Origin of the sequence: Microlunatus spumicola, assembly GCF_039536445.1 — a bacterium.
Lineage (GTDB): Bacteria > Actinomycetota > Actinomycetes > Propionibacteriales > Propionibacteriaceae > Microlunatus > Microlunatus spumicola.
Map to the genome: position 1 here is coordinate 158,352 of NZ_BAAAYR010000005.1, position 25,632 is coordinate 183,983.

Genomic DNA, 25,632 nt, shown 5'->3' on the forward strand with positions numbered 1-25,632 from the left:
ACCGCCGGGGTTGGCGGCTCTCGGTACAGTCTGACCAGTGAGTCTTGCGGGCCTGGTGAGCCTCTTCTGCACCGATCCTGTCGTCGCCGAGACGATCGGTGACGCACGCTCGCGCGCGCTCCCGGCCCTCGACCTGACGGCCCCTCCCGCGATGCGGCCGATGATCGCCGCGGCCCTGACCTCGGCGCTCGCCGAGGGCGGCGCCGACCGACCCGTGCTGCTGGTGACGTCGACCTACCGCGAGGCCGAGGACCTGACCGCGGCCTGCCAGTCGCTGCTCGGGACCGACGCCGTCGCCTACTACCCGGCGTGGGAGACGCTGCCGCACGAGCGCCTCAGCCCGCGCTCCGACACCGTCGGCCGTCGCCTCGCCGTCCTGCGCCGCCTCGCCGGGAACGACGAGCTCCCGCCGCCCCGCGTGGTGGTCGCGCCGGTGCGGAGCATCCTGCAGCCGCAGGTCAAGGGGCTGGCGGACCTCAAGCCCGTCCGGCTCGTCACCGGCGAGGACTTCGACACCAACGACCTGGCCACGGCCCTCGTCGGCGCGGCGTACAACCGGGTCGACCTCGTCGAGCGGCGCGGCGAGTTCGCGGTCCGCGGCGGGATCGTCGACGTGTTCCCGCCGACCGAGGAGCACCCGGTCCGCATCGACTTCTTCGGCGACACGGTCGAGGACATCCGCTACTTCACGGTGGCCGACCAGCGTTCGACAGACATCGTCGTCAAGGAGGTCGTGGCCTCGCCGTGCCGCGAGCTGCTGCTGACCGACGAGGTCCGCACCCGCGCGTTCGCGCTGTCGCAGGAGCACCCCGAGCTGATCGAGATGCTCGACAAGATCGCCCAGGGCCACGCGGTCGACGGCATGGAGGCGCTCTCGCCCGTGCTCGTCGACGGCATGGAGCTGCTGGTCGAGCTGCTGCCGAAGGGCGCGCAGGTGCTGGTCTGCGACCCCGAGCTGGTCCGCGGGCGGGCCATCGACCTCGTCCGGACGAGCGAGGAGTTCCTGCACGCGTCCTGGGCCGCCGCGGCCGGTGGCGGCAAGGCGCCGATCGACCTGGGCGAGTCCTCGTACCGGCCGCTGGCCGAGGTCCGCTCGACCGCGCTCGCCCGCGGGCTGTCCTGGTGGACCCTGTCGCCGTTCAGCGCGGGCCCCGAGGCCGGCGCCAAGGACGACGGCCCGCGGCACGGCGAGACCCGGGCCTCGGAGGGCTGGGGCGCGGGGAACGTCCGTACCGAGGACGGCGAGCTGGTCGACCTGAGCTCCGTCGCGCGCGAGGCGGGCGTGGTCAGCCGCACCATCGCCGGCCACCCCGTGGAGAGCTACCGCGGCGACACCGAGGCCGCGCTGCACGAGATCAGCGGCCGCGTCCGCGACGGCTGGCGCGTGCTGCTCATGGCCGAGGGCAAGGGCATCGCCGAACGCCTGGCCGAGGTGCTCGCGAACGAGGACCTCCCCGTACGCCGGCTCGAGTCGCTGACCGACCACCCGGCGCCGGGCATCGCCACCGTGGTGTGCGGCGAGCTGACGCAGGGCTTCGTCGCCGAGGGCCTCTCGCTCCTCGTGCTCACCGCCCGCGACCTCTCCGGCCAGCGCGCGCCCGACAAGGCGAGCCGCAAGATGCCGGCCCGCCGCAAGCAGACGATCGACCCGCTCGAGCTGAGCCCGGGCGACGCGGTCGTGCACGCCCAGCACGGCGTCGGGCGCTACGTCGAGATGGTGCAGCGCTCGGTCGGCAAGGACAGCACCCGCGAGTACCTCGTGATCGAGTACGCGCCGTCCAAGCGCGGCCAGCCGGGCGACCGCCTCTACGTCCCGATGGACGCCCTGGAGCAGGTCACCCGCTACGTCGGCGGCGAGAACCCGACCCTGGACAAGATGGGCGGCGGCGACTGGGCCGCCCGCAAGACCCGCGCCCGCAAGGCCGTCCGTGAGATCGCCGGCGAGCTGATCAAGCTGTACGCGGCCCGCCAGGCCACCCGCGGCCACGCCTTCAGCCCGGACACGACCTGGCAGCGCGAGCTCGAGGACGCCTTCGGCTTCGTCGAGACGCCCGACCAGCTGGCCGCGGTCGAGGAGACCAAGCGGGACATGGAGCAGGTCGTCCCGATGGACCGCCTGATCTGCGGCGACGTCGGCTACGGCAAGACCGAGATCGCGGTGCGCGCGGCGTTCAAGGCGGTGCAGGACGGCAAGCAGGTCGCCGTGCTCGTGCCGACGACGCTGCTCGTGCAGCAGCACCTGCAGACGTTCGCCGGGCGCTACTCCGGCTTCCCCGTGAACGTCGCCCCGCTCAGCCGCTTCCAGTCCGCGTCCGAGATCAAGGCGACGATGGAGGGCGTCCGCGAGGGCAAGGTCGACGTGGTCATCGGCACGCACCGTCTCCTCGGCGGCGAGATCCAGTTCAAGGACCTCGGGCTCGTGATCATCGACGAGGAGCAGCGCTTCGGCGTCGAGCACAAGGAGCAGCTCAAGCGCCTGCGCACCAGCGTCGACGTGCTCGCGATGTCCGCGACCCCGATCCCGCGCACGCTCGAGATGGCCATCACCGGCATCCGCGAGATGAGCACGATCGCGACCCCGCCGGAGGAGCGGCACCCGGTGCTGACCTTCGCCGGCCCGTACGACGAGGCGCAGGTGACCGCGGCCATCCGGCGCGAGCTGAGCCGCGAGGGCCAGGTCTTCTTCGTGCACAACCGCGTCTCCAGCATCGACAAGACGGCCAAGCGGATCACGGAGCTCGTCCCCGAGGCCCGCGTCGCGACCGCGCACGGCCAGATGGGGGAGCAGCGCCTTGAGCAGGTCATGGTCGACTTCTGGGAGCGTCGCGCCGACGTCCTCGTCTGCACGACGATCGTCGAGGCCGGCCTGGACATCAACACCGCGAACACCCTGATCGTCGACCGTTCCGACCAGCTCGGCCTGAGCCAGCTGCACCAGATCCGGGGCCGGGTCGGCCGTGGCCGCGAGCGCGGCTACGCCTACTTCCTCTACCCGCCCGAGAAGCCGCTGACCCAGACGGCGTACGACCGGCTGGCGACGATCGCCGCGCACACCGACCTCGGCGCCGGCATGGCGGTGGCCATGAAGGACCTCGAGATCCGCGGGGCGGGCAACATGCTCGGCGGCGAGCAGTCCGGCCACATCGCCGACGTGGGCTTCGACCTCTACATCCGCCTGGTCGGGGAGGCGGTCGCGGAGTACCGGGGCGACGCCGCCGAGCCCGAGCCGGAGATGCGGATCGAGCTCCCGATCGACGCGCACCTGCCGACCGACTACGTCGAGTCGGAGCGGCTGCGGCTGGAGATGTACAAGCGGCTCGCCGAGGTCCGGACCGAGGCCGACGTCAAGGCCATCGAGGCCGAGCTGCACGACCGCTACGGCGCGCCGACCCAGCCGACGCTCAACCTGCTCGAGGTCGCGCGGTTCCGGCTGCTCGCCCGCGAGGCGGGGATCACCGAGGTCGTGTCGCAGGGGAGCTACATCCGCTTCGGTCCGGCCGAGCTGCTGGACAGCAAGCAGCTGCGGCTCAAGCGCCTCTACCCGCGCAGCGTGATCAAGGAGACCGCGCGGCACATCCTCGTGCCGCGGCCGCTCGCCAGCACGATCGGCGGGCCCGCGGTCGAGGACCTCGCGCTGCTGCGCTGGTGCGCGCAGGTGGTCCGCGACATCTTCCTGGGCTGACCCGGGAGGGCGGCGCCGCCCCCGGCGGGGTCGTGGGGCGGGCCGGGGCCGACGGCTAGGATCGGCCACGCTCGGCTGCTCCGCCTACGTCTTGGAAGGTCCCATGCGTCCCTGGTCCCCGGCTGCACCGAAGCGCCGGCTCCGCCTCGTCGTCGCTGCCGCGGCGGTCGTCGCACTCGGCTCCGCCGCCGGCTGCGCGAACGCCAGCCCGTCGGTCGCCGCGTACGTCGACGGCACCCCGATCACCTCGAAGCAGCTCGACGCCGCCGTCGCGGGGGTCGGGGAGACGGTCCAGGAGGGCCAGCAGGTCTCGTCGCAGGCCGTCCTGGACGCCATGGTCCACGGCGTGATCGCCGACCACATCGCGGCCAAGAACAACATCGTCGTCACCGACGCGGAGCGGGACGCGGCGCTGCAGGGGTCCAACCTCGAGCCGCTGCTGCCGATCCCTGCGGCGGCGGAGGTCGCCCGCGACGTGGCCGACCAGCAGATCGTCGCGCAGAAGGTCGGCGCCCAGCCCTACCTCGACCAGGTGGCGCAGCAGCAGGTGACGGTCAACCCGCGCTACGGCGTCCTCGACGAGAAGCAGAAGCTGATCGTGCCCGAGTCGTCCGGCTCGCTCGCGAAGCCGGCGAGCCCCAGCGCCGCCCCCACGCCCTGACCGCCGCTGGTCCCGAGGACCACGTCGAGCCGCCCGTGAGCGAGGTCGACCGCCTCCTCGCGGTGATGCACCGGCTCCGCCGGGACTGCCCCTGGGACGCGGAGCAGACGCACCTCTCGCTCGTGCCCTACCTCGTCGAGGAGACGTGCGAGGTGGTCGAGGCGATCGAGACCGGCACGCCCGCCGACCTGCGCGAGGAGCTGGGCGACCTGCTGCTCCAGGTCGTGTTCCACAGCGAGCTGGCTGCGGAGGACGGGGCGTTCGACGTCCAGGACGTCGCCGCCGGCATCGCGGACAAGCTCGTCGCCCGCCACCCGCACGTCTTCGCGACCGAGGCGGCGCCGACCGACCCGCACGCCTCCTGGGAGCAGCGCAAGGCGGTCGAGAAGGGCCGCACGTCGGCGCTGGAGGGCATCCCCGAACGGCTCTCGGCCCTGGCCCGGGCCGCCAAGATCCTGTCCCGCGCCCGCTCGCGCCGGGTCCCTCTGGCGGTTCCCGACGAGGTCGAGCCGATCACCGACGAGGCGCTGGGGGAGGCCCTGGTCGCCCTCGTCGTCCGTGCGCAGGCGTCCGGGCTCGACGCGGAGCAGTCGGCCCGCCGCGCCGTACGCCGCCTCGAGCAGCGGGTGCGCGACGCGGAGCGCCGGGACTAGTGTCCGGGGATGGCTGAGCGGGAGACGCGACGTGACGTCGAGGCGGCCCTGGCTGCGCGGCGTGACCTGGGACCCGAGTACGACGACGCGGTCGCCGCAGGGCTCGCCGAACGCATGGACGAGCTGGTCGCGATCCGGCTGGCGCACGAGCGCGGCGACGTCTCGGAACGCCAGCTCGACCGTGAGGACGTGCGGACGAGCCAGCGGCAGCGCTTCGTGCTCGGGATCGTCTCCCTCGGCGCCGGCATCCCGGTCACGGCGATCTCGAGCGAGTCGGTCGTCATGGCCGCCGTCGCCTGGGCCGGCATCGTCGGCGTCAACGTCGCCGCCGCCTGGGGCGACCGCCGCCGCCGCTGACCGCTGCTCCCGACCGCGCCCCGCCCCGTACGACCAGGAGACGCTGACTCCCGACGGCCCGAAACACGGTTCCGGGGGTCGGGAGTCAGCGTCTCCTGGCGCTGGGGTTGCTGGCCGAGAGTCAGCCGGCGAGCGAACGGCTCCGCTGGCCGATGCCGAGCTCGCCGTACGGGTAGTCCGCCGCACCGAGGTCGCTGGCCGCGTCGAGGGCGGCGGTCTCCGCCTCGGTGAGGTGCAGGCCGGCGGCCTTGAGGTTCGTCTCGAGCTGCGCGGTCGTGCGGGCGCCGAGGATCGTCGACGTCACGCTCGGGCGGTCGGTGACCCAGGACAGGGCGACCTCGGCCATGGAGATGCCGCGGTCCTCCGCGACCTTCTGGACGGCGTCGATCGTGTTCCAGGTGCGCTCGGTGCCGCGCCGGTCGTACGCCTCCATGCCGCGCTCCGGGTTGTCGCCGAGGCGGGTCGCGCCGGTGGGGCGCTCGTCGCGCTTGTACTTGCCGGACAGCCAGCCGCCGCCGAGCGGGCTCCAGGGCAGCAGCCCCATGCCGACGTCGAGCGCGGCCGGGACGATCTCCCACTCGATCTCGCGGACGATCAGGCTGTACTGCGGCTGCAAGGTGACGGGCTCGTTCAGGCCGAGCGCGCGGGCCGTGTGCGCGGCCTTGGTGAGCTGCCAGCCGGTGAAGTTCGACAGGCCGTAGTAGGCGATCTTGCCCTGCTGGACGAAGCCGTCGAGCGTGCGCAGGGTCTCCTCGAGCGGCGTGAACGCGTCGAACGCGTGCACCTGGTAGAGGTCGACGTGGTCGAGGCCGAGACGGCCGAGCGAAGCGTCGAGCGCCCGGGTCAGCTGGCGGCGGGAGAGGCCGGAGGCGTTCGGCCCTTCGGTGACGGGGAAGCGGCCCTTGGTGGCCAGCACCACGCGGTCGGTGACGTCGGCGGGGCGGTTCGCGTACCAGCGGCCGATGATCTCCTCGGAGACCCCGCGGGTGTAGACGTTCGCCGTGTCGACGAAGTTGCCGCCGGCGGCGACGAAGGTGTCGAGCTGCTCGTGCGAGCCGGCCTCGTCGGTCTCGTTGCCGAAGGTCATGGTGCCGAGGCAGAGGCTGGAGACGGCGGTGCCGCTCGAGCCGAGGGTGCGATAGTCCATGACCGCAGTGTTACCCCGCCGTGACGCGGCTCAGCCCTCGCCCCGGGGCTCGGCCGCCTTCTTGTTCAGCAGCGCCTTCACCTTGTCGGGCAGGACGCCGGCCGCGAGCGCGGCGGCCTTGGTGCTGAGGGAGGAGGCCGCCACCTTGCTCTTCCCGGCCATCAGCGCCTCGAGCCCCTGGTGCGCGACCTTGGCCGGGTCGTCCTTGGGGGCCCGGCCCATGAGCGAGTCGTCGAGGTCGGCGCGCTCGAAGAAGGCGGTGTCGGTGGGACCGGGCATCAGCGAGGTGATCACGACGTCGGTCTCGGCCAGCTCCGACTGCAGGCCCTCGGCGAAGGACTGCACGAACGACTTCGACCCGTTGTAGACCGTCATGAACGGGCCCGGCATCGTGGAGGCGATGGACGAGGTGACGAGCACCCGGCCGGCGTCGGCCAGCACCATGTCGTCCAGGACGAGCTTGGCCAGGTGCACGGTGCCGAGGACGTTCAGCCGGATGACGTCCAGCTCGTCCTCCAGCCCGTTGTCGACGAACGCGCCGCCCCGGCCGATGCCCGCGTTCAGGCAGGCGACGGCCAGCGGGCGGCCGCCCGCGACGACGGCGGCGTAGAGGGTCTCGACGCCCGCGCCGGTCCGCAGGTCCGCGGCGACCTCGCGCACGTCGGCCCCGCGTGCCCGCAGGTCGGCGAGCTCCGCCACGGGCACCGGTGCCTCCGCGGTCACGAACAGGTCGTGCCCGCGGTCGGCGAGCTGGCGGGCGAGCTCGAGCCCGATGCCGCTGGAGGCCCCGGTGACGAGGGCGAGCGGGCGGGCGTCGGACGGGGAGCTGGTCATGGGTCCCGGTTACCCAGCGGTCCGGGCCGCAAGCGCCCGCGACCCCCGGGCCGGGGTTTCGCGACCTCGTCCTCGGGTAGGCGGCGGAGGCAGGACCGAACCGCCGAAGCTGGAGGAGCGCCGCCGTGAAGACCGACCAGATCGCCCCGCTGTACGCCGACCCCGGGCCCTTCGCGAGCGCGTACGTCGAGGTCAGCCGCGAGGCCGAGGACGGGGACCACCTGGCCGAGCTGCAGGCCCGGGCGGCGGCCGACCGGCTCGCCGAGCAGGGCGCCCCGGAGGCCGTCGTCGCGCAGGTGCTCGAGCGGCTCAGCGAGCCGCCGCACCTGCCGGCCCCGGTCAGCCGCTTCGTGGTGGCCACCGAGCGTGGCGTCCTGCTCGACGAGCTGACGCCGCGCCATCGCGCGCAGCCCGAGGCGACGTGGGGGAGCCTGCCCGACGTGTCCGGGTGGCTGACCGACGCCGACACCGCCGTCGACTTCGTGCTCGCGCTCGTGGACCACGAGGGCGGCGACGTCCGCCGCTACGCCGCGAACGCCGTGGCCCCCGAGGAGGAGGCGACGCGCGGCGGGCTGACCGAGTTCGAGCACAAGATCCGCGGGGGCGGCTGGGCCCACCTGCGCTACCAGCACCACGTGGAGAACGTCTGGCGCCGCAACGCGACCGACGTGGTGGCCGAGATCGATCGCCTCGTCCGCGACCACGACGTCGCCCTGGTCGTCCTCGCCGGTGACCCGCAGTCGCGCCAGCAGGTGCTGGCCACGCTGCCGGACATCGACGCCGAGGTGGTCGAGCTGGACGCCGGCGGGCGCAACGCCGACAGCGGCGACGACGCCCTCGAGCACGCCGTCGAGCAGGCGCTCCGCGACGAGGTGGTCCAGGAGAAGCTCGCGCAGGTCCACGAGCTCCGGGACCGCATGGGTCGTGACTACGCGGTCGCCACCGGGATCGGCGACGTCGTCGAGGCCTTCGTCCGCGGGCAGGTCGACCGGCTGCTGATCGACCCGGCGGCCGCCGCGGGCTTCACCGTCGAGCCGGGGCGGTACCCGGGGCTGGCGCTCGGCGCGGTCGCCGACCTCCCGGCGTCCCTGCCCGCCGACCGCGTGCTGGTCGCGGCCGCCGCCGTGACCGACGCCGACGTGGTCGTCAGCCGGGCGAGCACCCTCGGCGGCGCACCCGTGGCCGCGCTGCTGCGCTGGGACCAGCCCGCGCGGGGCGCCAGCGCCTGAACCGCGACCCGCCGCATCCGCCGGACCGCCGCAGCGAGCCCGCCCGCACCGAGCGAAGGAGCACCCATGACCGACCCCAGCCCCACCCACGCCGACCTGCCGCTGCCGGACTACGACCACCTGCCGCTCGCGTCGCTGGTGCAGCGCGTCCGCACCCTCGACGGCGCGGGCGTGCGGCAGGTGCTCGCGTACGAGCGGGCGCACGGCGACCGGCTCCCGGTCACGGAGGCGCTCGAGCAGCGTCTCGGCGAGCTCGACGGCGGCGCGGGACCGTCCGGCGGGTCGCCTCTCGGCGCCACCCCGGAGAAGGCCGGGCAGCCGGCCGCGCCGCGCGACGAGACGATGGCCACGGACGCCCCGCCGAACAACCCGCCGTCGCAGGGCGACCCCACGAACCCGGCCCAGCCGCGCACCTGAGGCGGCGCCGAGGGGAGCCGCTCGCCGGGCGGCGTCCGGGGTGCGACACTCGGGCCACCCGAGCCAGGAGGTCGCGTGGAGATCCCCGCCCTGCCGTTCGCGATCGGCGGGGTCGTCCTGACCTTCGCCGTCGCCGTCCTCGGCTGGTGGGTCGCCTCGCGGGTCGAGCGACGCCGTCGGACGGCCCGTCGGCTCGAGGCCGGTCGGCGCCCGCCGCCTCGGGACCTGGACGGTCCGCCGGAGCACCGCCCGCCTTCCTGACCGACTTCTCAGTTTCCGCACAGCCTGCTCCGAACCTTCGTACGCTCCTCCTGCCCGCGTGGGCGCAGGAGCTCGGGAGGTCGGCGTGGGACAGCAGCGGTACGCGACAGGTGCACGGCTGGCCGGGGTGGTGGTCCTGGCGCTGCTCGCCGGCGTCCTCGGGGTCGGACCCGCGTCGGCGGCGCCTTCCGACGTGCCCGCACCGGTGCAGCGGCTGGCGGCCGCCTCCGGTCACGACCTGACGGTCGGGCACGCGCGGGTGGCCGCGCACCGGACCGCGCTGCGGCTGCCCGACGACGACGACGACCAGGCCTGGCTCGAGGTCGACCCGCGCTGCGCCTCCGGCACCCACAAGGCCAAGGTGGCGGCCGCCGTCTTCACCTCGACGAAGGTCAGGCTCGACTACGTCCTGACCGGCACGGGGCTGCACAGGACCGGCACCGTCAGGACGAAGGCCGACCGGCCGGTGACGTTCACGCTCCCGTCGCTCCGCACGGGCGCCTACCGGCTCGCGGTCACGCTCCACGGCAGGACCGACGTCCTCGCGGACTCCGCCTTCGAGGTCCTGCCGTGCGTGCAGGTCAAGGCGAGCTGCCGGGCGCTGACCTTCACCAACCCGGTCGGCAACCCGGCGGCGTACGGCCGCTACTCCGGGCACGGCAGGAGCCAGGACTTCGAGCTCGACCTCGCACCCGGCCAGTCGCTCACCGTGCGTGCTGACCACTCGAAGATCGACTACGACCTCACGGCGGACGAGTACGGCGACCTCGGGCACGGGACGGCCAAGGTCAGGCAGTCGTGCAGCCACGGGCCGGCGCAGCCCGGGGACCACGCCCTGCAGACCGTGGGCTTCGCGGCGTGCGCCCAGCCGGGGGCGCTCGCCTCCGTGCAGCTGAGCTGGTCGGTGCAGCCCTCGCTCAAGAGGGCCCGCTACGAGGTGCTCGACGCGCGCCAGCAGGTCGTCGCCCAGGGGTCGCTCAAGGGCGGACGGGACAAGGAGCTGGCCCTGGCCGAGGGCACGTACACCTACCGCAGCTTCGCGAACCGGCTCACCGAGCCCTTCGAGGAGATCTCCTTCGTCGTGCTGGCGTGCGTCGAGGTGACGCCGCGCTGCCGGGCGCTCGACCTGCGCAACCCGAACGCCGTGGCGGTGCTCGTGGTCGCCGAGGGGTCGGACGACGAGGACGCCGAGGCGGTCGTGGTGGGCGCCGGGAAGACGGTGACGGTGCCGTGGACCAGCACGGGCGCGTCCGTGACGGCCTACCTCGAGGTGGAGGACCCCGCCCGGTGGTCCTTCCTCAGCCTCGCGTCCCCGGCGCCCTGGGACGAGGACGTCGCGGAGACCACCGTCCCGCAGAACTGCTGACCTGCCGGGCGAACCGCCGAGGCGGCGCGGCGGCCGTGCGCCGTCGCGCCGTTAGGGTGGGCCCGACACCCGGTCGAACCCGACGCTGACGCGCGGGCAGCAGCGAAAGGCGGTGCTCGTGGCGAGTATCGAGTTCATCGGAGCACGCGAGATCCTCGACTCCCGTGGCAACCCCACGGTCGAGGTCGAGGTCATCCTGGACGACGCCTCCGAGGGTCGTGCGGCAGTGCCGTCGGGCGCCTCCACCGGCGCGTTCGAGGCGGTCGAGCTGCGGGACGGCGGCTCGCGCTACGGCGGCAAGGGCGTCACGAAGGCCGTCCTCGGCGTCGTCGACCAGCTCGGCCCCGAGCTCATCGGCTTCGAGGCGAGCGAGCAGCGCCTGATCGACCAGGCGATGCTCGACCTCGACGGCACGGACAACAAGTCCAAGCTCGGCGCCAACGCGATCCTGGGCGTCTCGCTCGCCGTCGCACACGCCGCGGCCAACTCGGCCGACCTCCCGCTCTACCGCTACATCGGCGGCCCCAACGCCCACGTCCTGCCGGTCCCGATGATGAACATCGTCAACGGCGGCTCGCACGCCGACTCCGACGTGGACATCCAGGAGTTCATGATCGCGCCGATCGGTGCGGCCACGTTCAAGGAGGCGCTCGAGATGGGCGCCTCGGTCTACCACTCGCTCAAGTCCGTGCTGAACAAGCAGGGCCTGTCGACGGGGCTCGGCGACGAGGGCGGCTTCGCCCCCAACCTGCCGGCCAACGTCGCGGCGCTCGAGCTGATCTCCACGGCCGTCGAGGCGACCGGGCTGAAGCTCGGCACCGACATCGCGCTGGCCCTGGACGCGGCGAGCAGCGAGTTCTTCAAGGACGGGTCCTACCACTGGGAGGGCGGGACCAAGTCGGCGGACGAGATGATCGCCATCTACGCCCAGTGGGTGAACGACTTCCCGATCGTCTCCCTCGAGGACCCGCTGGCCGAGGACGACTGGGCCGGCTGGAGCGGGCTCGTGAGCCAGCTGGGCGACAAGGTGCAGGTGGTCGGCGACGACCTCTTCGTCACCAACGTCACCCGCCTGCGTCGCGGCATCACCGAGCGCGCCGCCAACGCGCTGCTGGTCAAGGTCAACCAGATCGGTTCGCTGACCGAGACCCTCGACGCCGTCGACCTCGCCCACCGCGCCGGCTTCGCCTGCATGATGAGCCACCGTTCCGGCGAGACCGAGGACACGACGATCGCCGACCTCGCCGTCGCCACGAACTGCGGCCAGATCAAGTCCGGCGCCCCGGCCCGTACGGACCGCGTCGCCAAGTACAACCAGCTGCTGCGCATCGAGGAGGACCTCGACGACGCCGCCCGGTACGCCGGGGCGTCCGCCTTCCCGCGCTTCACCGCCAAGTAGGGACGGGAGCTCCGCAGGTGCCGTCGGGACGTCGTCCGACCACCCGGCCCGGCGCCGGGCCGGGTCGCGGCAAGCCGCGCGCCCGGCCCCAGGCCCGGGATCGCGGTGGTGCCGACGACGGCGCGAACGAGCCGACGGTGGCCTTCGAGCCGAAGCGCCCGGACGCCCCCGCCCCGCAGCCCGGGGCGGGGTCGGCCGGGTCCGGTCCCGCTCCCCGGGTCAAGGCGCCGACGGCACGGACGAGCGGGGCGAAGCCCCCCGCGGCCAAGCCCACCGGGACGAAGCCGGTCGGGACGAAGCCGGCCGCCACGCGTCGGCGCACGGGCTCGAGCGCGGCGCGGGGCGGCAGCACCGCGGCCGCGAGCACCCGACGGTCCGGTGGCGTGCTGCACCGTGCGGTCCGCGCCAACCTCACCGCCCGCGCGCTGGCGCTCGTGGTCGTCGTGCTCGTGCTGACGATCTCGTACGCCACCTCGCTGCGGATCTACTTCTCCCAGGCCCACGAGATCGCCTCCACCAAGGCCGAGATCGCCGAGAGCCAGGCCTCGATCACCGACCTCCAGGGTCAGATCGCGCGCTGGAACGACCCGGCGTACGTCGCCGCCCAGGCTCGCGAGCGCCTCGGCTGGCTGGTGCCCGGCGAGACCGGCTACACCGTCGTCGGCGCCGACGGGAAGCCGCTCGGGGGTGGGCTCACGCTCGACTCCTCGACCACGGTCGGCCCCGAGCAGCCGCAGAGCATGTGGTGGGACCGCATGTGGGGTTCCGTCAAGGCCGCCGACAAGCCCGCGCCCGTGAAGGCCAACCCGGCCAACCGGGCCCCGGTCACCCCGGAGACCAAGCCCCGCTAGGTCCGACGACGCCGACCTCTTCGAGGCCTTCGACAAGCTCAGGGAGCGTTGTCGTGTGGCCCTACGAGCGAGCTCAGGGAGCGTCGACGTGGGCCCGCAGCTACGCCCCCTGAGCCTGTCGAAGGGCCCGGGACGGGTTGGCTCGTTCTTCGTACGCGAACACCGACGTCTTCGAGGCCCTTCGACAAGCTCAGGGGGCGTCGACGAGGGCCCGCAGCTACGCCCCCTGAGCCTGTCGAAGGGCCCGGAACGGGTCGGCTCGTCCTTCGTACGCGAACGCCGACGTCTTCGAGGCCCTTCGACAAGCTCAGGGGGCGTCGACGTGGGCCCGCAGCTACGCCCCCTGAGCCTGTCGAAGGGCCCGGGACGGGTTGGCTCGTCCTTCGTACGTGGACACCGACCTCTTCGAGGCCCTTCGACAGGCTCGGGGGGCGTGGGCCCTAGCGGCCCTTGAGGTAGCTGTCGACCTCGGCGGCTGTGGGGATGCTCGGGCTGGCGCCGTGCTTCGTGGTGGCGAGCGCTCCCGCGGCGGCGGCGCGGCGCAGGGCGACGGGCCAGGCCAGGCCGGCGGCGACGGCCGCGCCGAGGGCCCCCGCGAACGCGTCGCCGGCGGCGGTGGTGTCGATCGGGGTGACGCCGAAGGCGGGGATGTCGGTGGTTCCCGACGGGCCGACGACGACCGTGCCGCGGCCGCCGCGGGTGAGCACCACCTGGTGCACGCCGCGGTCGAGGAACCAGCGCGCCGCGCGTTCCGCGGAACGCACGTCGCTCACCCGGGTGCCGGTGATGACCTCGGCCTCGGTCTCGTTGGGGCACGCGAGCCAGACGCCGGCCCAGACCTCCTCGGGCAGCGCGGAGGCGGGCGCGGGGTCGAGCGCGAGCCGCAGCCCGAGGTCGGCGCACGTCCGGGCGGTGGCGAGCACGACCTCGAGGGGTGTCTCGAGCTGGAGCAGCACGACCGGGGAGGTCGGGGCCGCGGCCCTCAGCGCCTCCTCGACGCGCGCCGGCGCGAGGGCGCCGTTCGCCTCGGGGACGAAGACGATGTCGTTCTCGCCGGTGCGGGAGTCCACCCGGATGTGCGCCACGCCGGTCGCGCCCTCGACCTCCGAGACCCAGGAGACGTCGACGCCGTCGTGGCGCAGCGCGTCCAGCGCGAGGCCGGCGAAGGGGTCGCGCCCGACCGCCCCGACCATCGTCGTCGCGGCGCCGGCCCGGGCCGCCGCCACCGCCTGGTTGGCGCCCTTGCCGCCGAGGACCGTGGTGAACCGATCGCCGACGACGGTCTCTCCCGGTCGCGGGAGCGGGGAGGCGGTGACCGTCAGGTCGACGCTGATGCTGCCGACCACCACGACCGTCCCCGGTCCCGTCGTGCCCCGACCCGCCCCTGCTGCCGTCACGACCATGGGGCGACTGTAGCGATCAGTCCATGTACCGTCCCCACAGGTCATATGTTTCTCTCAGGTCGCAGCCGTGACAGGCGGCGACCGGTAGCTGGGCCGGCGGTGGTCGCCAGACCCTCGGTGCACGTCACGACCTCACGACCCGCTCGTGGGGGGAACGGAGCAGCGCTGAGCGTCCCCGGCTCGACCACGCCCCGACGTGACTCGCGTCGCGCGACCGAACCGCGACGCGCCCGCCCGCGGCCCCGGGACAGCGGTCTGTGGCTGTTCGGCTACGCCCACTCGCTCGTCGGCGACCAGATCTTCTACGTCGCGCTCACCTGGGCCGCCGTCTCGATGATGTCGCCGGCCCGCGTCGGGCTCGTGCTCGTGCTGGGCTCCGTGCCGCGCGCCGTGGTGCTGCTCGCCGGGGGCGTCCTCGTGGACCGGGCGGGCCCCAAGCGCGTGATCATCGTGTCCGACGTGCTGCGGACGCTCGTCATGGTCGGGGCCGCCGTGCTGCTCGGCGTCGGCCTGACGGGCACCGTCCTCATCGGGGTCCTGGCGGCGGTCTTCGGCTTCGTCGACGGCTTCTTCCTGCCGGCGGTTGGGGCGGCGCCCGCGTTCGTGACGGACCCGGAGGGCCAGACCCGGCTGCAGGCGCTCCGCACGATCGTCTACCGCGGGGCACCCATGGTCGGCGCGCCGCTGGCCAGCGGGCTGCTCGTCGCGTACGGCACGGCGGCCGCGTTCGCGGTCGCAGCCTTCCTGTTCGCCGCCTCGGTCGTGGCGCTGTCGCTGACCCGGATGACGCGCCCACCGGGCGAGTCGCCGCTGGGTTCGTCGGTCGAGCAGGGTCCCGCTCCGAGCGTGTTCGGCGAGATCCGCGACGGGCTGCGAGTCATCTACTCCGACCGGCGCCTGCTCGTCGTCGTGGTCGTCCTCGCCATCCTCGACTTCGGCTTCGCCGGGCCGATGACAGCCGGCGTTCCGCTGCTGGCCTCCGAGCAGGGCTGGGGGCCGGGCGGCATCGGCTGGGTGCTCGGCGGCTTCGGCGTGGGCGCGGTCGCGACCGCCGCCGTGCTCGCCTGGCGGCGCCCCACCGTCCGGGCCGGGGTGGTGGCCGCGGTCGGGCTGACGCTGATGAGCGTCGGGCTGCTGGCGCTCGGGCTCGTCCAGATGCTCGGGCGCAGCCCGATGGCGGAGATGGCGCTGGCCGGGGCGTGCGGCGCGTTCGCCGGCGTCGGCACCGGGCTGTTCGGCACCCTCGTGAACGCCTCCCTGATCGCCATGACGCCCGTCCGCCAGCTCGGCCGGGTGATGGCCGCGGTGTCGCTGTCCGGCTACCTCGGGGACCCCGTGAGCTTCTCGCTCACCGGCGTCGCGGCCCAGGGTCTCGGGGCGTCCAGCACCTTCCTCTTCGGCGGGGGCCTCATCATGGTGGCCGTGATCATCACCTGGGTCTCGCCCGCCATCCGTACGCTCGCCCTCCCGGGCACGCTGCGGCGGTCCTGACGTGGCGCCGCCGGACCCGGCGGACCTGGCCCCTCCCGGGCTGTCCGCCGAGGACACCGCCACCGTCGAGGCCCAGCTGCACCGTCCGCCGCGAGGTGCCGTCGAGGTCGCGCACCGCTGCCCCTGCGGGCGGCCCGACGTGGTCGCCACCCGCCCGCGCCTGCCGGGCGGCTCGCCGTTCCCGACGACCTTCTACCTGACCTGCCCCCGCGCCTCCTCCGGCTGCTCGACGCTCGAGTCCAACGGCGTGATGGCCGAGATGACGACCCGCCTGCACGAGGAACCGGCGCTCGCGGCGGCGTACGCGTCGGCGCACGAGGCCTACCTCGACGGCCGCCGGGCCATCGGGGAGCGGAGCGGGGACGGAGACGTCCCCGAGATCGCCGGGGTCAGCGCGGGCGGGATGCCCGACCGGGTCAAGTGCCTGCACGCGCTCGCCGCGCACGCCCTCGCGGCCGGCCCCGGGGTCAACCCGCTGGGGGATGAGACGCTGGCCCGCGTCGGCGCCTGGTGGGCACGGCCCTGCCTGCCCGACCTCGTGGACGGGTCCCCCGCCGCCGACGAGGACAGAGCAGGCACGGACGAGGACAGAGCGGAAGAGGATCGATGAGCGACACGGTGGCCGCGTTCGACTGCGGCACGAACTCCCTGCGCCTGCTGCTCGCCGGCCCCGGGACGGACGGGCCCGACGGCACCGCCCTCACCGACCTCGACCGCCGTACGGAGATCGTCCGGCTCGGCCAGGGCGTCGACGCGACGGGCGAGTTCGCCCCGGAGGCGCTGGAGCGGACGTTCGCGGTGACGCGACGGTTCGCGGAGCTGGTCCGTGCGGCCGGCGTCCAGCCCGAGCGCACCCGCTTCGTCGCCACCTCCGCCTCCCGCGACGCCCGCAACCGCGACGAGTTCTTCAGCGGCATCGAGGAGCTGGTCGGCGTGCGCCCCGACGTCATCAGCGGCGACGAGGAGGCCCGGCTGTCGTTCGCGGGCGCCCTCAGCCGGATCCGCCCGGCCGCCGAGCCCGTGCTCGTCATGGACATCGGTGGCGGCTCGACCGAGCTGATCGTCGGCGACGCCTCCGGAGCCGTCACCTCGGCCATCTCGCTCGACATCGGTTCGGTCCGCCTGACCGAACGCTTCCTCGGCGCCGGCCCGCCCACCGCCGCGGCCCTCGACGCCGCCCGCGAGCACGTCGACGGCCTGCTCGACACTTCCGGCGTCGACTTCGCCTCCGTCGGCACCTGGGTCGGCGTGGCCGGCACGGCGACGACCCTCGCCGGCGTCCACCTCCAGCTCGAGGCGTACGACCGCGAGCGCGTGCACGGCTCGACCATCCCGGTCGTCAAGCTCGACGAGCTGGCGTTCCTGCTGAGCCGGATGAACGTCGACCAGATCAAGGCCCTGCCCTCGATGCACCCCGGCCGCGCCGACGTCGTCACCGCCGGCGCCCTCATCGCCACCCGCGTCGCCGCTCGCCTCCGCGTCACCGACCTGGTCGTGAGCGAGTCCGACATCCTCGACGGCATCGCCCTCCAGCTCCTGAACGACAGCGGAGCCGCGTAACCCCTCGTGTCGGCCGCGGGGGAGCCGACCTCTTCGAGGCCCTTCGACAAGCTCAGGGGGCGTGCGCGGCGGAGCCGCGTAACCCCTCGGTCAGGCGACGAGCCTGGTCCACCCGCAGCTCGCCAGCGCATCCGCCGCGGCCGCGACGACGCCAGGGTGGTCGTACCCAGGAGACGCCGACCTCTGCGAGGCCCTTCGACAAGCTCAGGGGGCGTACGGACGCGCGGACGCAACGGTCAAGGGCGGTCCTCGTACGGCGGCGCCGAGCGTGGATGGGTCTGGCGGGAGCACGGGCGCGAGCAGCCGTGAGCCGGTCGCCCGGGGTGACGGCGCCCGTGCGGATGGTTGTGAGGCGCCGCCGTACGAGGACCGCCCGGCACCAGACGTGACCCGACAAGCCCGCACCACCTGCCAGACTGGCGCCCATGACCTCCCTGGCGATCACGGTGGTGGGACACGACCGCCCCGGCATCATCGCGGCCGCGGCGGAGGCGCTGGCGGGCTGCGGGATGAACCTCGAGGACTCGTCGATGACCCTCCTGCGTGGGCACTTCGCCATGACCCTCGTCTGCGCGGGTGACGCGCCGGCCGAGACCGTGCGCGACGCGCTGGCCCCGCTGGCGCTGGCCGGCCTGGACGTGGCCGTGCGCGAGGTCGTGCCCGACCCCGAGGTGCCGGCCGCGACGGCGACGCACCTGGTGACGGTCTACGGCGCGGACCGCCTGGGCATCGTCGCGCGCCTCGTGGGCGTGGTCGCCGAGGCCGGCGCGAACGTCACCGACCTCACGACCCGGCTCTCGGGCGACCTGTACGTCCTCCTCGCCGAGGTTGCGCTGCCCGCCGGCGCCGACGCGGACGCGCTGAGGGCCCGTCTGGACGCCGTCGCGGGCGACCTCGGCGTCGAGGTCACCCTGCGCCCCGTGGAGAACGACGAGCTGTGAGCTTCGATCTGTCCACCCTGCCGCCGGGCCGGGTGCGGGAGGTCGTGCGTGCCCCCGCCCACGTGCTCGCCACCGCCGGTCCGGAGGTCGACCCCACCGACCCCGAGGTCGTCCAGCTCTGCGCGGACCTCGTGGCCACGATGCGGGTCTCGCCGGGCTGCGTCGGGCTCGCCGCTCCGCAGGTCGGCGTCTCCGCCCAGGCCTTCTGCGTCGACGTCACCGGCCACCCCAAGACCCGTGCCGGCCACGGCCTCGTCGTGCTGGTCAACGCCCGCGTCGTCGAGTCCAGCCGCAACGAACGGGCCCGCGAGGGCTGCATGTCCGTCCCCGACCTCACCGGCGACGTGAAGCGGGCCACCCGGGTGACGGTGCGCGGCCACCTGCCCGGCACGGGCGAGGAGACCGAGGTCGTCACCGACGCCTTCGAGGCCCGGGCGCTGCAGCACGAGATCGACCACTGCGCGGGGCTGCTGTTCCTCGACCGCGTCGCCGGCGCGCACGCCCTGCACGCCCGCCAGGTCTACCTGGACGCACCCGCCCCCTGAACCGCCGGCAGCCGGCTGCGACGGACCCCGTCTCGGAACCAGCGGTGCGCCTCCGGGCCCTCGACCACACTTGAGGCGTGCGTACGCGGCGGCTCGGCAGCGTGCTCGCGCGGAACGCCGCGCGGGTGCGGTCGCGTCGCACCCTGCTGCTGAGCGTCCTCCGCGCCCTCGGCGTCACCCTCGTGACCGCCGTCCTCGCCCTGCCGCTGGCCGCGGCGTGGGGCGTCGGCCAGGCCGCCGTCGACGACTACCTCGGGCCCAACCGGGTCCGGCTTGTCGCCGACTACAGCGGCGAGATCGAGATCGACCTCGGGCCGCTCGGGCGGGCGTACGTGGCCAGCCCGTACGCGCCGGTCGGGGTCCAGGTCACCGTCGGCGGGGTGGGGGAGACCGGCTCGACGCTCGGGTCGCTGTTCTCGGAGCAGACGCTCGAGGTCTACACCGCCCTCTACACCGACCCCGAGGAGGCGGTCCGCGGCGTCGTCGAACGTCTCGAGCGCGACGCGCTGATCAAGACCGCCGGGGCCGAGACGGTGCTCCTCGTCGGGTTCGCGGTGTGGAGCCTGCGCTCCCGGCTGCTCGCGCCGTGGGTGGTCCGCAAGGTCACCCGTCGGCGCACGCTCGCGGTCTACGTCACGGTCACGGCCGTGCTCGTGGGCGGCGTGCTGGTGCCCTCGCGGCCGGACGGGCCGCGCATCCCCGTACGCCTCCAGCTGCCCGACCGGACCGCCACCCTCAGCGTGGACAGCCCGCTGCTCGCCGACCTGCTCGGCCGCGGGATCTCAGGCATCCGGCTGCTCAGCGCCCGCCAGCAGGACGCGGTGCGGACCTGGGAGGCGGCGGCCACCCGGAGCCTGTCGTCCCAGCTCGCGGTGCTCCCGCGGCCGCGACCGGGGGAGTCGATGGTCTACGGCTTCAGCGACCTGCACTGCAACCAGGCGACGACCGAGCTGATGACCCGGCTGGTGGCGGTCACCAACCCGTCGCTCGTCCTCGACTCCGGCGACGACACGGTCAACGGGACCGCCGCCGAGCGCGGCTGCATCCGGCGCGAGGCCGGCATCCCCGGCGGGCGGCCGTTCGCCGTGGCGACGGGCAACCACGACTCCGACGTCACCGAGGCGCAGCTGCGGGCGGCGGGCGCGACCGTCCTCGACGGCGCGACCGTGGGCGTCGGCGACTGGGACGTCCTCGGCGACGACGACCCGGAGCGGCAGGTGCCCTTCAGCGTCGAGCGCACGCTCGACCGGCCCGAGGACGAGGCCCAGCTCGGGCAGCGGATGGTGCAGACGGCCCGAACGCGTCCGGTCGACGCGATCCTCGTGCACCAGCCGACCGCGGCCGCCGCGGTGCTGGCCGCCCCCGACCCGCCGGCCGCGCTGGTCCTCTGGGGCCACATGCACGCCCAGGTCGGGCCCACCGTCGTGACCCACGCCGACGGCTCGTGGACCGTCGGGATGCAGCAGGGGACCGCGGGCGGGGTGAAGCAGCCGACGCTCGCGTCCTTCAGCACGCCGTTCAGCCCGCCGCTGGTCAGCGCCGACTCCTACTTCTACTTCCGCGACGACGCCACCGGCCTGGTGACGGGCGTCCAGCCGGTCCACCTCGAGCCGAGCGGAACCGTCGTCGTCGACCCGCGCACCGAGACCGGCGACCTCTCGGCCCTGCCCGAGGCGACCCGCCAGCGGCTCGCGGGCCCGAGCGCGTCGCCCACTCCGACGCCGCAGGAGAGCGTGCGCTGAGCCGTCGGCGGCGCCACCCGGATGCCCTAGGCTCGCCGCAGGTCCCGGCCACGTGGCCCCCGTAGCCCAGCGGCAGAGGCAGGCGGCTTAAACCCGCTCCAGCGCGGGTTCGAATCCCGCCGGGGGTACGGCCGACCGGGCCCGGCGCGGAGCCCGTGAACATAGCCCGAACATGCGTCTGACCAGGGGTTTCCCAGGGCCGCAGCGCCGCGGGAACACGTGACCGGGCACCGGTCGTTGTCTACACTGGAAGCACGGCGCGCGGGCTCACCTCCCCGGAGAGCTCCAGAGCGCCTCACCCAGGAGGACCCCACACCCATGTTGCGCAGCTCGAACCCGATCCTCTCCAAGAAGGACGCGTTCACCCCCGCAGCACCTCAGTACGGGCAGCAGTACGGTCAGCAGCCCTACTCGGGCGGCGGCTTCGGTGGACCGCAGGACCCCTACTCGAACGCTCCCCAGACGGTCCAGGGCCGGATGACCCTGGACGACGTCATCACCAAGACCGCCGTCACCATCGCGGTCCTGGTCGTCACCGCGGCTCTCGCCTGGAACTTCGTCCCGGACAGCCTCTACTTCCCGGCGATGATCCTGTCGGCCCTCGTCGGCTTCGGCGTCGTGCTGCTGGTCTCGTTCCGCCGGGTCGTCTCGCCCACCCTGGTCGTGCTGTACGCGGCCATCGAGGGCGTGTTCATCGGCATGATCAGCAAGGTCTTCGAGTCCTACTACACCGGGATCGTGGCCCAGGCCGTCGTCGCGACGTTCGTCGCGGCCGGCGTCACGCTGGCGGCGTACAAGTTCTTCAACATCCGCGTGACGGCGAAGTTCACCAAGATCGTCCTCATCTCGACCATCGCCTTCGCCGGCCTGATGCTGGTCAACTTCATCTTCGCGCTGGCGACCGGCGGCGGGGGTCTCCGCAGCGGGATCACCGGCCCGGTGAGCGGCTTCTCGATCCTGATCTCCGCGATCGCGATCGTCCTCGCCGTGCTCAACCTGGTGCTCGACTTCGACTACGTCGAGCGCGGCATCGAGATGGGCGCCCCGGCCAACGAGTCCTGGCGGGCGGCCTTCGGCCTGACCGTCACGATGGTCTGGCTCTACATCGAGCTCCTCCGGCTGATCTCGTACATCCGCCGCTGACCCTCGGTCGCACGAACGTACGCGGGCCGCGTCTCCTCCGGGAGGCGCGGCCCGCTGTCGTTGCCGCGTCTCGCTGCCTCCAGGGGGTGGCGCTCGACGCGGCACACCCTCCTGACGTCGGCACACCGTTCCGCCGTCGGCACACCCTGCAGGGTGTGCCGATGCGTGCAGGGTGTGCCGGTTGCCGGGTGAGGCCCGGGGGCTACCAGGACCTGGGCAGGATGGGGGCATGAGCAGCGACGCCCCGGTCATCGTCGTCGGCGCGGGGCTGGCGGGGCTCGGGTGCGCGCAGCGCCTGAGCCGGGCCGGGGTCGAGGTAATCGTGCTCGAGGCGTCGGACGGCGTCGGCGGGCGGGTCCGGACCGACGTGGTCGACGGCTACCGCTGCGACCGCGGCTTCCAGCTCCTGAACCCCGCCTACCCGGTCCTGCCGCACGTGGTCGACGTGGACGCGCTCGACCTGCACCCCTTCCAGGCCGGGGTCGTCGTTGCCCACGGGCGGAGCCGCTCGGTCCTCGCCGACCCTCGTCGCGAACCCTCCCTGATGCTGGCCTCGCTCCGTGCGCCGCTGGGGACGTTCGCGGAGAAGGTCCGGTTCGCGGCCTGGGCCGCCTCGACCCTGCTGCCCGTCCGCCGCCAGGTCGAGACGTCCGACCGGACCCGCGCCGAGGAGCTCGACGCCTTCGGGGTCACCGGACGCCTGCGTGCGGGCGTCCTCGACCCGTTCCTGACCGGCGTGCTCGCGGAGTCCGACGGCTCGAGCTCCGCACGGCTGGCCCGCCTGCTGGTCCGCTCCTTCGTGCTCGGCTCGCCGGCGGTGCCGTCGGTCGGGATGGGCCGGCTGCCCGAGCTGGTCGCCGCCTCGCTCCCGGCGGGCACGGTCCGGCTCGGCGTCCGTGTGCACGGGGTGACGGGCACGGGCGTCCGGACCGACGACGGCGAGCTGGCCGGGAGCGCCGTCGTCGTCGCCACCGACCCCACGACCGCCGGCACCCTGACCGGCCTCGACGTCCCGCGGATGAAGGCCCTCACGACCTTCTGGTACGCCGCGGACGAGCCCCCGAGCACGCGGAACCTGCTGCACCTCGACGCCGACCACCGCGGACCGCTCGTCAACACGGCCGTCATGACCAACGCCGCGCCCACGTACGCCCCGGCCGGTCGCGCGCTGGTCCAGGTGACGGTGCTCGGTGCCGACGGTTCCGTCGCCACGGAACGCGCGGCCCGCGCCCAGGCCGGGCTGGTCTACGGCGCCGACACCTCCGGCTGGGAGCTAGTCACGACCCACGTCGTGGCCGCCGCCCTCCCGGCGCAGCCGCCGCCGCTCGACGTGCGGGACGACGTGGCGTTCGGCGACGGCCTGTTCGTCGCCGGCGACCACCGCGACACGGCGTCGATCCAGGGCGCCCTGGTGTCCGGCCGCCGGGCCGCGGACGCCGTCCTCGCCGCCCGCTGAGGAGCCCTGCGCTCGCGTTGGTGCGCCCGGCGCTGCCGCCGCCTCCGTAGAGTCGGGGGGTGCAGTACGTCACCAACGTCATGGACCTCGTCGGCAACACCCCGCTGGTCCAGCTGTCCAAGGTCACCGACGGGGCCAAGGGCCTCGTGCTGGCCAAGGTCGAGTACCTGAACCCCGGCGGTTCCGTGAAGGACCGGATCGCCGTGCGGATGGTCGAGGCGGCGGAGCGCGACGGCCTCCTGAAGCCCGGCGGCACGATCGTCGAGCCGACCAGCGGCAACACCGGCGTCGGGCTCGCCATCGTCGCCCAGGCCAAGGGCTACCACTGCGTCTTCGTCTGCCCCGACAAGGTCGGCGAGGAGAAGCGCAACGTGCTGGCCGCGTACGGCGCCGAGGTCGTCGTCTGCCCGACGGCCGTCGACCCGGACGACCCGACGTCCTACTACTCGGTCTCCGCCCGGCTCGCCCGCGAGATCCCGGGCGCCTGGAAGCCGGACCAGTACAGCAACCCGCAGAACCCGCTGAGCCACTACGAGACCACCGGGCCCGAGATCTGGGCGCAGACCGAGGGGCGGATCACGCACTTCGTCGCGGGCATGGGGACCGGCGGCACGATCAGCGGCGTCGGGCGCTACCTCAAGGAGGTGTCCGGCGGCCGGGTTCAGGTCGTCGGGGCCGACCCGACGGGTTCCGTCTACTCCGGCGGCGACGGCCGGCCCTACCTCGTCGAGGGCGTGGGGGAGGACTTCTGGCCCGCCACGTACGACCCCACGATCGCCGACCGGGTGATCGAGGTGTCCGACGGCGACTCCTTCGCCATGACGCGGCGCCTGGCGCGCACGGAGGCGCTGCTCGTCGGCGGTTCGTGCGGCATGGCCGCGGTCGCGGCGACGCGGCTGGCGGCCGAGCTCGACGACCCGGACGCCGTCATCGTCGTGCTGCTGCCCGACGGCGGCCGCGGCTACCTGGGCAAGATCTTCGACGACCGCTGGCTCGCGCGCTACGGCTTCGCGCCGCGGCCCGAGGGCCCGGTGCGGGTGGTCGGCGACGTGCTGCGCGAGAAGGCCGGCGGCCTGCCCGACCTGGTCCACACCCACCCGGGCGAGACCGTCGCCCAGGCCGTGGAGATCCTGCGCGAGTACGGCGTCTCGCAGATGCCGGTCGTCCGGGCCGAGCCGCCGGTGATGGCCGCGGAGGTCGTCGGTTCCGTCAGCGAGCGCGGTCTGCTCGGCGCCCTGTTCGGCCAGCACGTCCGCCCGGCCGACCCGGTCGAGCGCGCCATGGAACCCCCGCTCCCCACCCTCGGCGCCACCGAGCCCGTCACCCGTGCCGTCGAGCTCCTCGTCGACGGCGACGCACTCCTCGTCCTCCAGGACGGGCGCCCCGCCGGCGTTCTGACGAGGCAGGACCTCCTCAGCGACATCGGCTGACGCGCGCACGCCTCGAGCCTGTCGAAGGGCCTCGAAGAGGTCGGCTCACCAGCTGACGGAGGAGCCAACCCCTGCGGGGCCCTTCGACAAGCTCAGGGGGCGTGGGCGGGAGCTTGACCTACACGCCCCCTGAGCCTGTCGAAGGGCCTCGAAGAGGTTGGCTTCCGTGATCAGACGGAGGAGCCAACCCCTGCGGGGCCCTTCGACGAGCTCAGGGGGCGTGAGCGGGAAGCTCGACCTGTACGCCCCCTGAGCCTGTCGAAGGGCCTCGAAGAGGTCGGTTCACCAGCTGATTGAGGAGCCAACCCCTGCGGGGCCCTTCGACAAGCTCAGGGGGCGTAAACAGGCACCTTCGACGAGCTCAGGGGGCGTAGGCCGTAGCCGTTACCTCAGCAGGCGGCGGAGGGCCTGGCGCCAGTTGGCGGTCCAGGTGAGGTCCTGCCAGCTGTCGCGCGCCACCCAGCGGGCGGCGGCGGTGGTGCCGCCCTGGTCGTGGACGACGGGGTCGGTGGGTGCGGCGCAGGTCGCGCGGTAGACGAGGCGCACGGCGTGGAAGTCCTCCACGCCGCCGTGGGGGCTCCGGCCGACCCAGTGCGAGCTCTGGACGAGCACCAGGGGCCCGACCTCGACGGCCTGGCCGGTCTCCTCGTGGACCTCGCGGACCACGGCGGCCACCGGCTCCTCGCCCTCGTCGATCCCGCCGCCCGGCATGCCCCAGCGGCCCGAGACGGCGGTGAGGTCGGAGTACTCCGTGGCCAGCACGCCCCGCTCGGACTCGACGACCGCGTACGCGGCGAAGCGCTGCCGCACGACGGGTGCTTCCCCGCCCGTCTTCAGACCGCGGTCGCGGCCCGGTCGGCGGGTCCGGGGGTGCCCGTCGCCCTTGCGCCGGTGCCGGACCCGCAGGACGAGGCGCAGGTCGCCGTCCTCGCCCAGGTCGGCCTCGACGGGGCGGAGCACGACCCAGCCCGCCTCGTACGCGAGCACGCGCGGGTCCGTGCCGTGCTCGAGCGGCTTGTCGAACACTTCGCGGCCCTTGGCCGCGACCCCGATCACCCTCATCT

The 25,632-nt window shown here is 73.9% G+C and carries 23 protein-coding genes and 1 tRNA gene; 20 read left to right on the forward strand and 4 right to left on the reverse strand.

Translation table 11 applies throughout. The features are described from left to right. Window positions 1-37 precede the first annotated feature (37 nt). The 4 genes from mfd (at window position 38) to ABD665_RS18640 (ending at window position 5,353) form a co-directional block, all read left to right on the forward strand. Window positions 38-3,682 carry a transcription-repair coupling factor gene (mfd, locus tag ABD665_RS18625; protein ID WP_204911133.1) on the forward strand — a complete coding sequence of 1,215 codons (3,645 nt, stop codon included), beginning with the start codon at window positions 38-40 and terminating at the stop codon, window positions 3,680-3,682. A 103-nt stretch (window positions 3,683-3,785) separates the two neighbouring features. Further along, complete coding sequence (locus ABD665_RS18630; RefSeq protein ID WP_204911134.1) at window positions 3,786-4,343, forward strand: hypothetical protein; 558 nt, start codon at window positions 3,786-3,788, stop codon at window positions 4,341-4,343. A 65-nt stretch (window positions 4,344-4,408) separates the two neighbouring features. Then, complete coding sequence (locus ABD665_RS18635; RefSeq protein WP_204913863.1) at window positions 4,409-4,996, forward strand: MazG nucleotide pyrophosphohydrolase domain-containing protein; 588 nt, start codon at window positions 4,409-4,411, stop codon at window positions 4,994-4,996. Between the two features lie 9 nt (window positions 4,997-5,005). Continuing rightward, window positions 5,006-5,353: a hypothetical protein gene (locus ABD665_RS18640; protein ID WP_204911135.1), complete on the forward strand. Its 348-nt coding sequence runs from the start codon at window positions 5,006-5,008 to the stop codon at window positions 5,351-5,353. Window positions 5,354-5,474: 121 nt separating this feature from the next. On the opposite strand, the gene ABD665_RS18645 is transcribed toward ABD665_RS18640, so the two are convergent. Together ABD665_RS18645 and ABD665_RS18650 are read right to left on the reverse strand one after the other, a co-directional pair. After that, window positions 5,475-6,500: an aldo/keto reductase gene (locus ABD665_RS18645; protein ID WP_204911136.1), complete on the reverse strand. Its 1,026-nt coding sequence runs from the start codon at window positions 6,498-6,500 to the stop codon at window positions 5,475-5,477. A gap of 30 nt (window positions 6,501-6,530) precedes the next feature. Next, window positions 6,531-7,334 (reverse strand): SDR family NAD(P)-dependent oxidoreductase, encoded by an 804-nt coding sequence (locus tag ABD665_RS18650; protein WP_204911137.1) that lies wholly within the window; start codon window positions 7,332-7,334, stop codon window positions 6,531-6,533. 125 nt (window positions 7,335-7,459) lie between these two features. On the opposite strand from ABD665_RS18650, the gene ABD665_RS18655 reads away from it, so the two are divergent. From ABD665_RS18655 to ABD665_RS18680, 6 genes are all read left to right on the forward strand, one after another. Continuing rightward, entirely contained in the window at window positions 7,460-8,563 is a 1,104-nt protein-coding gene (locus ABD665_RS18655) for a baeRF2 domain-containing protein (RefSeq protein ID WP_204911138.1), read from the forward strand. Between the two features lie 66 nt (window positions 8,564-8,629). Then, complete coding sequence (locus tag ABD665_RS18660) at window positions 8,630-8,980, forward strand: DUF8129 domain-containing protein (protein WP_204911139.1); 351 nt, start codon at window positions 8,630-8,632, stop codon at window positions 8,978-8,980. Window positions 8,981-9,055: 75 nt separating this feature from the next. Continuing rightward, window positions 9,056-9,241 (forward strand): hypothetical protein, encoded by a 186-nt coding sequence (locus ABD665_RS18665; protein ID WP_204911140.1) that lies wholly within the window; start codon window positions 9,056-9,058, stop codon window positions 9,239-9,241. Between the two features lie 85 nt (window positions 9,242-9,326). Beyond that, on the forward strand, window positions 9,327-10,607 hold the full coding sequence (locus ABD665_RS18670; protein ID WP_204911141.1) for a hypothetical protein: 1,281 nt from the start codon (window positions 9,327-9,329) through the stop codon (window positions 10,605-10,607). A gap of 118 nt (window positions 10,608-10,725) precedes the next feature. Next, window positions 10,726-12,006, forward strand: a complete 1,281-nt coding sequence (gene eno / locus ABD665_RS18675; protein ID WP_204911142.1) for a phosphopyruvate hydratase — start codon at window positions 10,726-10,728, stop codon at window positions 12,004-12,006. A 137-nt stretch (window positions 12,007-12,143) separates the two neighbouring features. Beyond that, entirely contained in the window at window positions 12,144-12,857 is a 714-nt protein-coding gene (locus ABD665_RS18680) for an FtsB family cell division protein (protein WP_204911143.1), read from the forward strand. A gap of 440 nt (window positions 12,858-13,297) precedes the next feature. On the opposite strand, the gene ABD665_RS18685 is transcribed toward ABD665_RS18680, so the two are convergent. Further along, window positions 13,298-14,260, reverse strand: coding sequence for a PfkB family carbohydrate kinase (locus tag ABD665_RS18685; protein WP_204911144.1), 963 nt, complete (start codon window positions 14,258-14,260; stop codon window positions 13,298-13,300). 99 nt (window positions 14,261-14,359) lie between these two features. Between ABD665_RS18685 and ABD665_RS18690 the strand changes: the two genes are divergently transcribed. The 10 genes from ABD665_RS18690 (at window position 14,360) to ABD665_RS18735 (ending at window position 24,568) form a co-directional block, all read left to right on the forward strand. Beyond that, window positions 14,360-15,751 (forward strand): MFS transporter, encoded by a 1,392-nt coding sequence (locus tag ABD665_RS18690; RefSeq protein ID WP_204911145.1) that lies wholly within the window; start codon window positions 14,360-14,362, stop codon window positions 15,749-15,751. 40 nt (window positions 15,752-15,791) lie between these two features. Further along, a complete protein-coding gene (locus ABD665_RS18695; RefSeq protein ID WP_204913865.1) occupies window positions 15,792-16,361 on the forward strand; it encodes a DUF501 domain-containing protein in 570 nt (189 codons plus the stop codon). Next, window positions 16,358-17,311, forward strand: a complete 954-nt coding sequence (locus ABD665_RS18700) for a Ppx/GppA phosphatase family protein (protein ID WP_204911146.1) — start codon at window positions 16,358-16,360, stop codon at window positions 17,309-17,311. The genes ABD665_RS18695 and ABD665_RS18700 overlap by 4 nt, the downstream gene beginning before the upstream one ends. A gap of 425 nt (window positions 17,312-17,736) precedes the next feature. Further along, window positions 17,737-18,252 carry an ACT domain-containing protein gene (locus ABD665_RS18705; RefSeq protein WP_204911147.1) on the forward strand — a complete coding sequence of 172 codons (516 nt, stop codon included), beginning with the start codon at window positions 17,737-17,739 and terminating at the stop codon, window positions 18,250-18,252. Continuing rightward, window positions 18,249-18,797, forward strand: coding sequence for a peptide deformylase (gene def / locus ABD665_RS18710; RefSeq protein WP_204911148.1), 549 nt, complete (start codon window positions 18,249-18,251; stop codon window positions 18,795-18,797). The genes ABD665_RS18705 and def overlap by 4 nt, the downstream gene beginning before the upstream one ends. Window positions 18,798-18,874: 77 nt before the next feature. Next, a complete protein-coding gene (locus ABD665_RS18715) occupies window positions 18,875-20,539 on the forward strand; it encodes a metallophosphoesterase (RefSeq protein ID WP_204911149.1) in 1,665 nt (554 codons plus the stop codon). A gap of 55 nt (window positions 20,540-20,594) precedes the next feature. Then, window positions 20,595-20,667 (forward strand) — tRNA-Leu (locus ABD665_RS18720). A 190-nt stretch (window positions 20,668-20,857) separates the two neighbouring features. Then, on the forward strand, window positions 20,858-21,682 hold the full coding sequence (locus tag ABD665_RS18725) for a Bax inhibitor-1/YccA family membrane protein (RefSeq protein ID WP_204911150.1): 825 nt from the start codon (window positions 20,858-20,860) through the stop codon (window positions 21,680-21,682). A 229-nt stretch (window positions 21,683-21,911) separates the two neighbouring features. Beyond that, window positions 21,912-23,138 (forward strand): FAD-dependent oxidoreductase, encoded by a 1,227-nt coding sequence (locus ABD665_RS18730; RefSeq protein ID WP_204911151.1) that lies wholly within the window; start codon window positions 21,912-21,914, stop codon window positions 23,136-23,138. 59 nt (window positions 23,139-23,197) lie between these two features. Next, on the forward strand, window positions 23,198-24,568 hold the full coding sequence (locus ABD665_RS18735; RefSeq protein ID WP_204911152.1) for a cystathionine beta-synthase: 1,371 nt from the start codon (window positions 23,198-23,200) through the stop codon (window positions 24,566-24,568). Window positions 24,569-24,952: 384 nt separating this feature from the next. On the opposite strand, the gene ABD665_RS18740 is transcribed toward ABD665_RS18735, so the two are convergent. Then, window positions 24,953-25,630 carry an NUDIX domain-containing protein gene (locus tag ABD665_RS18740; RefSeq protein WP_204911153.1) on the reverse strand — a complete coding sequence of 226 codons (678 nt, stop codon included), beginning with the start codon at window positions 25,628-25,630 and terminating at the stop codon, window positions 24,953-24,955. Between the last annotated feature and the right edge of the window lie 2 nt (window positions 25,631-25,632).